The sequence below is a fragment of the Marisediminitalea sp. genome (assembly GCF_984433645.1).
Genome location: NZ_CFIDRX010000139.1, coordinates 1 through 11503, shown reverse-complemented (window position 1 = coordinate 11503; position 11503 = coordinate 1). Strand labels below are relative to the sequence as shown.

Annotated in this window: 10 protein-coding genes and 1 pseudogene; 3 read left to right on the top strand and 8 right to left on the bottom strand. The window is 48.9% G+C overall.

Annotated features, from left to right (window positions below; genetic code table 11):
• Positions 1–206: pseudogene (locus AC4MRN_RS15585) on the bottom strand (hypothetical protein); the annotation flags it as partial.
• An 88-nt stretch (positions 207–294) separates the two neighbouring features.
• On the opposite strand from AC4MRN_RS15585, the gene rimO reads away from it, so the two are divergent.
• Positions 295–1743, top strand: a complete 1449-nt coding sequence (gene rimO, locus AC4MRN_RS15580) for a 30S ribosomal protein S12 methylthiotransferase RimO (RefSeq protein WP_491203792.1) — start codon at positions 295–297, stop codon at positions 1741–1743.
• Between the two features lie 60 nt (positions 1744–1803).
• On the opposite strand, the gene AC4MRN_RS15575 is transcribed toward rimO, so the two are convergent.
• The 6 genes from AC4MRN_RS15575 to AC4MRN_RS15550 form a co-directional block, all read right to left on the bottom strand.
• On the bottom strand, positions 1804–2463 hold the full coding sequence (locus tag AC4MRN_RS15575; protein WP_490402585.1) for an SDR family oxidoreductase: 660 nt from the start codon (positions 2461–2463) through the stop codon (positions 1804–1806).
• A gap of 13 nt (positions 2464–2476) precedes the next feature.
• A complete protein-coding gene (gene kdsB / locus AC4MRN_RS15570) occupies positions 2477–3232 on the bottom strand; it encodes a 3-deoxy-manno-octulosonate cytidylyltransferase (RefSeq protein ID WP_073321371.1) in 756 nt (251 codons plus the stop codon).
• Positions 3233–3235: 3 nt separating this feature from the next.
• Positions 3236–3442, bottom strand: coding sequence for a Trm112 family protein (locus tag AC4MRN_RS15565; protein WP_073321374.1), 207 nt, complete (start codon positions 3440–3442; stop codon positions 3236–3238).
• Between the two features lie 9 nt (positions 3443–3451).
• Positions 3452–4465 (bottom strand): tetraacyldisaccharide 4'-kinase, encoded by a 1014-nt coding sequence (gene lpxK, locus AC4MRN_RS15560; protein ID WP_491203791.1) that lies wholly within the window; start codon positions 4463–4465, stop codon positions 3452–3454.
• Between the two features lie 3 nt (positions 4466–4468).
• A complete protein-coding gene (gene msbA, locus AC4MRN_RS15555) occupies positions 4469–6211 on the bottom strand; it encodes a lipid A export permease/ATP-binding protein MsbA (protein ID WP_491203790.1) in 1743 nt (580 codons plus the stop codon).
• Positions 6212–6273: 62 nt separating this feature from the next.
• Complete coding sequence (locus AC4MRN_RS15550; protein ID WP_491203789.1) at positions 6274–8538, bottom strand: DNA internalization-related competence protein ComEC/Rec2; 2265 nt, start codon at positions 8536–8538, stop codon at positions 6274–6276.
• A gap of 109 nt (positions 8539–8647) precedes the next feature.
• Between AC4MRN_RS15550 and AC4MRN_RS15545 the strand changes: the two genes are divergently transcribed.
• Both AC4MRN_RS15545 and AC4MRN_RS15540 read left to right on the top strand, forming a co-directional pair.
• Positions 8648–9175 carry a DUF2062 domain-containing protein gene (locus AC4MRN_RS15545; protein WP_073321385.1) on the top strand — a complete coding sequence of 176 codons (528 nt, stop codon included), beginning with the start codon at positions 8648–8650 and terminating at the stop codon, positions 9173–9175.
• A 305-nt stretch (positions 9176–9480) separates the two neighbouring features.
• The gene (locus tag AC4MRN_RS15540; protein WP_491203788.1) at positions 9481–10389 is read left to right on the top strand and encodes a hypothetical protein; all 909 of its coding nucleotides are present in this window, start codon (positions 9481–9483) and stop codon (positions 10387–10389) included.
• A 72-nt stretch (positions 10390–10461) separates the two neighbouring features.
• Here AC4MRN_RS15540 and ligA read toward each other — a convergent pair.
• The coding region (gene ligA / locus AC4MRN_RS15535) for an NAD-dependent DNA ligase LigA (protein WP_491203787.1) at positions 10462–11503 on the bottom strand (1042 nt) is incomplete at its 5' end.

The following is an 11503-nucleotide window of genomic DNA, read 5'->3' as shown; positions in this document are numbered from 1 at the left end:
TGACCGACAACAAACCCGGCAACTCCTACGACAGCACCGTCCACACTAGCAATCGCAAGACGGTAACCGGCTTGCCACTGTTGTTGAATTGCATAATTTAATTCTTCAATTGTGAACTGAGGACGCAAGTGCTGCATGACGCGGCTGACGTCCGTCAATACGACATCGTCAAGCGACTCCGGAATACGGCATTGAACAGAAGACAAATCGATATCCTTCGTAGGTTTTTAACAGAGAAATTTGCTATACTTCGCGCTTTGTAGCTTACCAAAGATATCCAGAAAGCCAATCTTTATGACCGTTGAAAAATTTGACCCGAAACAGACAACCACACTGGATGCGCCAAAAACCGTGCTCACAGAAGCCGCCGCATCGACTCAGACTGGCAATGCACAGTCGCGCATTGGGTTTGTTTCATTAGGCTGCCCGAAAAACCTGGTAGATTCAGAACGCATTCTTACTCAGCTTCGCACTGAAGGCTATGATGTAGTACCTACCTACAACGATGCAGATCTTGTAATTGTAAACACCTGTGGTTTCATTGATGCCGCCGTTCAGGAATCACTGGACACCATTGGTGAAGCATTGAAAGAAAACGGCAAAGTAATTGTAACGGGTTGCCTGGGTATCAAGGAAGACGAAATTCGCGAAGTGCACCCGAATGTACTGGCAATCACCGGCCCGCACGCCTACGAAGAAGTCGTCAATCAGGTCCACGATCACCTGCCAAAACCTGGCCACAACCCCTTTGAGCACCTGATTCCTGACCACGGCGTTAAATTAACGCCGCGTCATTATGCCTATTTGAAAATTTCTGAAGGCTGTAATCACCGCTGTACATTCTGTATTATCCCCTCGATGCGAGGCGATTTAGTGAGCCGCCCTATTGGTGAAATCCTGGACGAAGCCAAGCGCCTTAAAAATGCCGGGGTAAACGAGTTGCTGGTTATTTCGCAGGACACCAGTGCTTACGGTGTTGATGTTAAGCACCGTACGGGCTTCTGGGATGGCATGCCGGTAAAAACTCACCTGTTGCAACTGTGTCAAAAACTCGGAGAGATGGGCATGTGGGTTCGCCTGCACTATGTCTACCCTTACCCGCATGTTGATGACCTGATCCCACTGATGAACGAAGGGAAAATCCTGCCGTATCTGGATATTCCTTTCCAGCATGCGAACAAACGTATTCTGAAGTTAATGAAGCGACCAGGCAGTGCTGAGCGCACGCTCGACCGCATCAAAAAATGGCGTGAACAATGCCCGCAACTTATCATTCGTTCAACGTTCATCGTGGGCTTTCCGGGCGAAACTGAAGCTGAATTTGAAGAGTTACTGGATTTCATTCGGGAAGCAGAATTGGATCGCGTGGGATGCTTTGCCTATTCACCGGTTGAAGGTGCGGTTGCAAACGACTTGCCCGATCCGGTCGACGAAGAGGTTAAACAGCAGCGACTTGAGCGCTTTATGGCGGTGCAAAGCGAAATCAGCGCAGCGCGTCTTAAGGCCCGTGTCGGTCAGGAATACCAAATCGTCATTGACTCTGTGGATGCAGAAGGCGCAGTAGGACGCTGCTATGCCGATGCGCCGGAAGTCGATGGTGTCGTGCATTTAAATGGGGTTTACGATGTGAAACCTGGCCAACGGGTCTGGGCAGAAGTTATTCACACCAATGAGCATGATATGTGGGCTGTGATGTCTGAAGAACAAGACGAAGAGCCAGCAGAAGAAAGCGACACAGAATAAGCGTTATCTGCTCCAGGATCTTAAAAACCGCCAGTGCACCTTGCCTGGCGGTTTTTTGATTTACCAGGGCAGCTCATCACCATTGGCATGTATGAATTTACCCGCCGTCTCGACAGACAGCGCTTCGATTCGGGCGATTAGGCGTGATGCCGCAGTTGCCGCATCGACGTCTCCCTGCCCACCAACCATATCGGTTTGCACGAAGCCGGGGTGAAATAAACCCACCGCGACACCACGTGGCGCCAAATCCCTTGCCATTGATACACCAGCCGCATTCAGCGCAGCCTTACTCATACGATAACCGTAATAACCGCCGGAACCATTGTCTGCCATTGAGCCCATTCGACTGGTAATGAGCGCGACTTTTGCACCAGCCTGCAGGTTATCCAACAAGCACTGCGTTACCAATAATGGTCCCATTGCGTTCACTCTGAACTGATAGTCGATGGTATTAGGCTGCCACTCGTCTATACGCTCGTTCGCTAACACCCCTGCGTTATTGATTAGCAAATCAATACTGACGTCCTTCAGCGCTGATAAACTACCAGGTAAGGTGTCTGGATTACCCACATCGACGCCATCGATGACTGTTGCTCCGCTATCAGCCAGCGCGTCAGACACATTGCGACACAAGCCATAAACACGATGGCCGGCTGCAACAAACTGTTGCGTCATGGCCAATCCAATACCACGGTTCGCACCTGTGATCACGACATTCATAATTATCTCCTGATTACGTTGCGTTGAGTGATGTAAGCAGCGTCGCTAAATCTTCCGGCGTATCGATACCCACTGGTGGCGGACATTTAGCTAATGCCACGTGAATAGCATCGTCATACCACAATGCCCGTAGTTGCTCCAATGACTCAATATGCTCAAGGGCAGACGGCTGATAACTCACATATTGCTTGATGTATTGCGCCCGATAGGCATACAAGCCTATGTGCCTGCGGTAAAGCGTCGGGTCTACCGACACCGGCTCAGCCATCATAGTATCCCGGGCAAACGGAATGGCTGAACGACTGAAATACATGGCACGCCCGCTTGCTGAAGCCACGACTTTTACCACGTTAGGATTTAACACGTCAGCGGGTGAATGTAACTCTGTACAAAGCGTCGACATTTGCCAGCTTTCGCTAGCCGCCAGGTTTTCAGCTACCTGTTTAATATTATCAGCCGGCACAAAAGGCTCATCCCCTTGCACATTAACGACGATTTCTTCGTCAGCGATGCCTTTCGTGCGCACAACTTCAGCAATACGTTCAGTGCCGGACGTGTGCGCCGTATCAGTCATAACCACCTCAGCAAACTCTCCGGCAACAGATGCAATACGATTGTCATCGGTCGCCACAATGACCGCACTTGCACCCGCTTCCTGCGCACGCTCAACCACATGCTGAATCATTGGTTTACCCTTGATATCAACCAAAGGCTTGCCAGGAAAACGCGATGACTGATACCGGGCCGGGATCACTACCGTAAATGCCATGAATTACCCCTTTTTAAGCGCCTCAAGTTGCTCCAACGTGATACTGCTTGCCTGCTCTTCCAACAACACAGGAATACTGTCTTTTAGCGGATACACCAGACGGTCAAACCGACACACAAGCGCATCTGCATCATTGTGTTGTGCAAATAACAATTTACCTTTGCACACCGGACAAGCGATTACATCGAGAAGCTTTCTATCGAATGCCATAATACATCCTTAATATTGCCGCTGAATACGGCGAAGTTGTTCAATAATATTGTCTAAAAATTGCGCCGAAAATTGTGCTGAAATAGGCTGATACCAGCAATCATCATGCGCAAATTTAGCGGCTTTTACTGCGTCTTTTTCGGTCATTACTACGGCTTGCGCCGGTATATCATCTTCGCTGATGGCGTGATGATCAGGCAATGCTACCGTGTGATCTACCGTTAACCCGAGTTGTTGCAACTGCTTAAAGAAACGCTGTGGGTCTCCGATGCCAGCAAGTGCCGTAATCGGCTTGCTCTGGTTGGCTAAATCACTGACAGTAAGACGCATTTGTGGGTTTACCACGTTATGCAATTCTCCTGGTACAAACCGCATTTCAATTGGATTATAAGGTTGCAGATTTTTCGGAACCGGACTATCCGCGGTACCCTGATTAAAGATAATCGTGTCTACCGTTTCCAGTCGCCACATGCCCTCACGAAGCGGGCCCATAGGCAACAATTGGCCATTGCCGAATAACCGGCCATCTACCACGACTAACTCTATATCGCGTCCTAATGCGTAATGCTGCAAACCATCATCGCTGATAATCACATCACAGTGGTGTTGAGTAATCAAATGCTGAGCGCCGCGCGGACGTTTCGGATCAATCACCACGGGTACCTGACAGCGCCGGGCTATTAAGAGCGGTTCATCACCCGTTTTATCTGGTGTTAAATCAGGTGTGACATCAAACGGAAATTGTGTAGTTGTACTTCCGTAGCCCCGACTGACAACACCAACGTGAAAACCTGCTTGTTTAAGCGCGTCACAGAGCGCAACGACCACCGGCGTTTTGCCATTGCCGCCCACACTGATATTCCCCACCACAATCACCGGCGCAGACACTGCCGTTTGCTTGGACAAACCGGTTTTATACAGCCAGCGGCGAAGACCCGACAGCGCAGCAAACAGCAAACTGAGTGGCAAAAACAACCATTGATACCAGGCTCCCTGATACCACATGCGGGTTACCCAGTTCACCCGTTATTCTCCGAATTGCAACGCATGGAGTTGGGCATAGGCACCATTGGCTTCGAGTAGCTGCTGATGTTTACCGCTTTCGACGACTTTACCCTGATCGATGACCAGAATTTGGTCAGCGTTTTCAATGGTCGATAACCGGTGGGCAATGATAATACTGGTACGGTTTTGTTGCAGACGTTCCAGCGCATCCTGAATCATTCGCTCTGATTCGGTATCCAATGCTGACGTGGCTTCATCTAAAATCAAAATAGGCGCATCGAGTAACAGTGCCCGGGCAATTGCAACGCGCTGGCGTTGTCCGCCTGATAAACTCGCGCCGTCTTCACCCACCATGGTATCCAGGCCCTGTTCCAACTCGTCAGCAAATTCCATGACATGCGCCAGTCGTGCCGCGTGCTCGATGTCTTTTCGACTCACGCTGTCACTTACGCCATAGGCAATATTGTTGGCAATGGTGTCGTTAAACAAGGTTACCTGCTGAGACACCAGTGCAATATTTTTGCGCAGCGAGGCCAGCGTAAAGGCGTTAATATTGGTGTTATCAACCTGAATATCGCCCTGTTGCGGTAAATAAAACCGCGTGATCAACGACGACAATGTCGACTTACCACTGCCTGAGCGTCCCACCAGTGCGACACTGCTGCCAGCTGGAACATGCATACTAATCTTATTGATCGCAGGCTGCGATTTACCTGGATACGTAAAGGTCACATCGTTAAAGCGAATGTCACCGGCAAGGCGCTTTGCATCCTGTTGGCCTGTGTCTGTTTCCGCCTGTTCGTCGAGAATGGCAAAGATGCTTTGACATGCCGCCATGCCTTTCTGAAATTCGCTGTTTACGGTTGTGAGCTGTTTAAGCGGTTTAAGTAACATCACCATGTAAAACACAATGGTGACAAAGGTACCGGCTGTCAGATCGGTTAATAATCCAGGCGTACTGGCTATGTATAACACCACTGCCAGAGCAATCGACGCAATAACCTGAATGGTAGATACGCTCAGTGTTTGCGTCACGGCCAGTTTCATATTTTGCTGGCGGTTACTATTATTCTTTTGCGCGAAACGCTGCTGTTCTTTGTCCTGACCTCCAAACATCAGCACCACTTTGTGGCCTTTTACCACTTGTTCTACTGCACTGGTGAGGCTGCCCATGGACTGCTGAATATTGCGGCTGACTTTTCTGAAACGTTTTGTGACGTAGCTAACAATAACCGCGACAACCGGCCCAACGAACAGAAAGACCAACGAAAGCTGCCACGACAGGTAAAACATCCAAATCAGAATACCTATCACCAACGCCCCTTCCCGCACCAGAATGGCCAGTGACTTACTGGATGCTCTGGCAATTTGATCGGTGTCGTAAATCACTTTGGAGATCAGGTTGCCCTTGGCCTGCTGGTCGTGAAAGCTGACCGGCAGATTGATGTACTTGGCAAACAACTGCTGGCGCATTTTCATGACAACTTGTGCACCAATCCAGCTAAGCGCATAACTTCCAAGGAAATTAAATATGCCGCGTAATATAAAAACCGGAACAACGAGATAAGCCGCCATCCGCAAATAATCGTAATCCTGCTTATTTAAGGCCTGATCGATAACAGGTTGCACTTGGGATATGACGAAAGTATCGAGGCCAGAATAACCTACCATGCCAATGAAAGCGGCGACGAACGCCAACTTGTATTCGCGTAAATAAGAAAAAAAGCGTTTTACCGGCAAGTCTTGAGGGCTGTTTGAATGCATATCACACTAATATCTAAATGAATCGCGCGTATTGTACCTGTTATATGGGCAATTCACTAATTTCAAAATGCATGATGGTACCAGGGTCCAATTTGCCGGTATTGTTGAATTGTCAGTGACTTACCCATATCAACGCGAAGATACCCGGTTTTACTCGTGTTAATTGTCGTGACATTGCGCCGTTGGTAGCGATCCACAACCTGTGGATTGGGAAAGCCCCAACGGTTTAACCAGCCTTGCGAGAAAATCGCATATCTGGGAGATACTGCATTAATAAAGGCTTCCGTGGACGACGTTGCGCTGCCGTGATGAGGTGCCAACAACACATCTGCATTGAGTAAGCCTAGCTCGGTTTGTCGGTTCAGTTGGGTAATCAATGTCTGTTCAGCACTCGCCTCTATGTCTCCGGGAAAAAGCGCAGAGTGATATTGACCTGACACTTTCACAACACAAGAGCGATTGTTATCTGAATCGGTAATATCACTATTAGCCAATGGCCAGAAGGTTTCAAACTGCAGCCCCTGCCACATCCATTGCATTCCACTTTCACATCCGTTGTCGGGCGATAGCATCGTCAGTTCAGGGAAAGTGCGCTTGAGGACTTCGAGCCCGCCGGCATGGTCGTTATCGCCATGACTTATAATTAACAAGTCTACGGTCAAACCATGCTGTTGAATAAACGGCAGTAAAACCGACTCTGCGTAACTGCCCGTGTCACTAAAACTGGCTCCGGTATCAATAATCACCGCCCTACCGTAACGCGTAACCATGGACGCGCTACCTTGTCCGACATCAAAGTAATGAATTAACTCAGGTTTTTTAGCAAAACCTGGTAAAAATTTGGGATAGAGGCAAACAAACAGAATAGCGAGCATGAGTCTGTGCTTTCCTGTAAAAGACAGCATTAGAACGCCGAGTATCACTACCGTAATGGCTAACAATACGGACTGACTTCCACTCAAAAGCGCAGTACCGACACCATCCTCGATACGTAAGGCTCCCCATTTCATGAACTGAAGAATACGGTCTAGACATGACCCCACCAGATTCAGATAAGTTCGTAACAACACCGAATCAGCGTCGCAGCAAAGTAACAAAAGAAGCCCAACTAAACATGCCGGAACAATGGCAAGACTCATGAGAGGAATGAGCAGAAGATTGAAAACCGGGGCGACCCAACTGACACTCTGAAACATAACAAGCGTCATTGGGATCAGGCCAACACTCATCAGTCCCTGCATGATGAGTAGCTTCCGCCACCAGGGCACTTCTGCACGAAAACAGCTTCGCCAGCGCCAATGTATAAGCATGATAATGGCTACTGCTCCCAAACTTAAATAAAGCGCCATTCCGTACACAGCTTCAGGCTGGATCACCAGGCAAATGGTAGCGGTCAGCAAGAGTACGTTGCTATGCCCAAGCCGCCTTGACCAGCTCCACAAGCAAATCCATACACACAACACCACATACGCGCGAGTCACTGACACCTGCCAATTCGCACAGTATGCATAGGCCGTGCTGCCTAGCAGCATGCATGCCCATTGCAAAGGCAATAACGACGCAAAACGGAAACGACTGGCACGACACAACACACTCACACACTGAACACAAATCAACACTACACCGCCGGCAAGTGCGAGATGTAAACCGGATATAGCAAACAAATGCGCGGTACCCGTTGCTTTTAAGAGCGTCCAGTCTTCATCAGTGAAACCTCTTCGATCGCCAAACATCAGCGCTTGCAACCACTTATCCCCCGTTACCTGTAATGCGGATAAGGTTTGTTGAAGTTGTGACCTTAGTGTGAGTGACGGGCGAACCAGCGCAACCTGCTGCCCTATTACGTAACCGGTGCGCACTATCTGCTGACTCACATACCATTTTTGCGTGTCAAAACCGGCAGGATTAGCAACGGCTCGAGCGGGTTTAAGCCTGACCTTCGCTGAAATCTGTTGAGACACAATAAAATGCTTGTCCGGCTCATAGTAATATATGACAGCCTTAAGCTCAGAAGGCCAGGCTTTGCCACCTATTCTGACCTGTTCCAATATCAGCCTGCTACTGCGTGTGTTGTTTGAAATCCCGGCAATTCGTCCCTCAATTGTGACATCTTGTTGAATTTCACCCTCCAGCTGTTGCCAGTACAGGTATCTTTGGCCTAAACTCGCAGCCCAGAGAATACCCACGCACCCACCTATTGTGAGTCCGGTCAGGATTGGCTTGACATTAGTCAACAAAACGAACGGTCGGGTTTTGCGTTGTAACGTAACAAAGAGTACTATTCCAACAACGGTAATCAACGCAACCTGCAAAGGGTGTGATGGCATGGATGTCCACCATTGTGAAGACACCACTGCGCAACAAAACCCTGTTGTAATACTGCTTAGAATGCGTCCGTTCACCCGATGACTCAGTTGTCAAAATAGTTTGAAAGGTATGCCTAAAAAATTCATAAAGCGATTTTTGCCAGATCATCAGTCAGTTAAAAATAACCGGGCGTTAAAAATTTTCGGCACTATTCTGCACGAGCCCAATCTCTGGCATTTAAACCGCAAGTCTGCCGCCGGCGCTTTCGGCATTGGATTATTTTTTGCGTTTTGGCCAGTGCCCTTTCAGATGTGGCTGTCCGCCGCAACCGCCATTCCGTGCCGGGTTAATTTACCGTTATCCATAGCCACAGTATGGATCACAAACCCGTTCACCATGCCGCCCATATTTTACGGTGCTTATCTTGTAGGCTCTACTGTACTGGGGACCGATTCTCAGGCCTTTCATTTTGAACCAACCTGGGACTGGGTGGTGAATTCCTTATCCACAATAGGTCCTGCCTTTTTATTAGGCTGCGGGATCTGCTCCATTGTGTTTGGCATTGCCGGTTACTACAGTCTGAACTGGCTATGGCGCTTTTCTGTTCGAAAGGCCTGGCAAGCGCGAAAGCAAAAGCGTGGGCAAACTGCCGCTTAACACCTCCAATCCTTTTTCTGTAACAGTGAGTACCGATAACCACTAGTGTCTAATCGGAATTACTCATACCTGTCTATGTCGTGATTTATTTAGTTAAAAAATAAGTTATAAAAGATGCAAGATGGATTACTTCTACGCCATCAATTAGGGGTAAACCCTCATAACCCTTGTTCACATAATCACCTAGAATTTTACATGTCATTTACATGACGATAGTACCAGTTTGGGGGAGTTGTTCAGGCATAGTCGCCAACCTCACATTGGATTGCATTACGTACATTTATTTACGTTGCTGTGGAGAAGGTATGATGAACAGATTAATGAAAAAGAGCGCAGGTTATTGCGGCCTGGTATTGGGTTTCTCAATGATTGCCACGGGAGCGCAAGCTACGGTGATTGCGAGTGAAAGCAATGCTTACGCACTGGGTGTGGATTTAAGCGTAGAGGTCAATAATGTGGCTGCCGCTCAGGCGAGTTTAACGCTGCCGTCGATGTTACAACAAACTGCACCCGGCGCTTACGATATGTCGAATACGGCAATATCCGTTGATGCCAGTGTAGGTGCCACGTTTGCAGGGCTTCAGGACGCCGACGTATTTGCTTCGACAGGGGTATTTAACGGCCAGATCACCTCAGATGTCGATGGTGGAAACGGGTCAAGAATGACCACTGGGTACAGTGAAGTGAACGGTTTAGGTAGTAACGTGTTTGATACCACGTTTCCCCTGGATCTGAGCGCCTTGCTGTCGGTCAACAGTACAACGTTAAACAGTTACGCTGAAGTGTCCGGAGATTGGGGATCATTTTCAGCGGTGGGTAGTTCAATCATAGAAGACTTGAGCATCTTCTTTTTGGGCAGTCAGGTAGACCTGCTCTCTGAAGGCATTACGGCTGACGTGCTGGCAGGTTCGACGCCAAACTTTCAGCTCATTGATTTTAATGGTATCGCCGGTTTAGACCTGATCTTAAACGAACAAAACAGCACATGCTCAATGTCTGGTTTTTGTAGCATGGAAGTGAACGCTTTACGGTTTGCTTTTGAAGGCGTTAGTTTACTTGATGCTGGCATAGATGGACTGCTCAATGGCGAACTGATCATTGGACACAGCTATGCGGAAATGACAGGCATGCCCACCGCACCGGTTAATGCACCAGCCGCTTTAGGTATGTTGCTCATGGCCACCGCAATCAGCGTTTTGCGAGCTCGCCGGTAAAGCTTACGCATTGTCAGGCCCTCGCGTCGACAGTAGGTGTCAGCCCCAACCGGCACCTACTGTCGTCCTTATTCAAACCAGGTTTTGTTCGCGTAAGAACGCCATTAGCCTCGCTTCGTCCCACACCTCTACACCCAAGTCCTGCGCTTTGGCAAGCTTAGAACCCGCTTTTTCGCCGGCGACCAGAAAATCTGTTTTGGCCGACACACTCCCTGCCACTTTTGCCCCTGCTTGCTGAAGCAACGCTTTAACGTCGCTACGAGACATCTCGCTGAGCGTGCCTGTTACCACTGCAGTTTTACCCTGCAATACCTGTTCGTCAACGTTTGGCGCTTCTATAGCAGGCCACTGAATACCCGCTTCAATTAACCCTTTCAAGACATCCAGGTTATGTTCTTCTGCAAAGAAATTGGCAATGTGTTGGGCAACGATAATGCCTACGTCAGGCACTGACTGCAGTGCTTCAATATCAGCTGACTGAATAGCATCAAGGTTGGTGAAATGCATGGCCAGGTTTTGAGCTGTGGCCTCGCCGACTTCCCGTATACCCAGAGAATATAAGAATTTCGCCAGCGTTGTCTGCTTGGATGCCTCGATAGCATTGAGCAGGTTTACCGCTGACTTCTCACCCATACGCTCGAGTTGCACAAGTTCGGGCAAAGTAAGATGGAAAATATCAACCGGTGTTTTCAGTAAATCGGCATCCACCAGTTGTTCAATCAACTTATCTCCCAGGCCATCGATATCCATTGCTTTGCGCGATGCAAAGTGTTTCAGCGCCTGTTTTCTTTGCGCACCACAGATCAGTCCGCCGGTACAGCGCGCAACCGCTTCGTCTTCGAGCTTTTCTACGTGTGAATCACACACCGGACACACAAGCGGAAAGACGATATCTCTGGCGTCTTCAGGGCGCTTAGCGGCCACTACTGAGACCACTTGAGGAATTACGTCACCAGCACGGCGAATTACGACGGTATCGCCTACTTTTACGCCCAGACGATCAATCTCGTCCTGGTTGTGTAAGGTGGCGTTCGATACCGTAACCCCGCCAACAAACACGGGATCTAGCCTGGCTACAGGGGTAATTGCCCCTGTGCGGCCAACCTGAAATTCA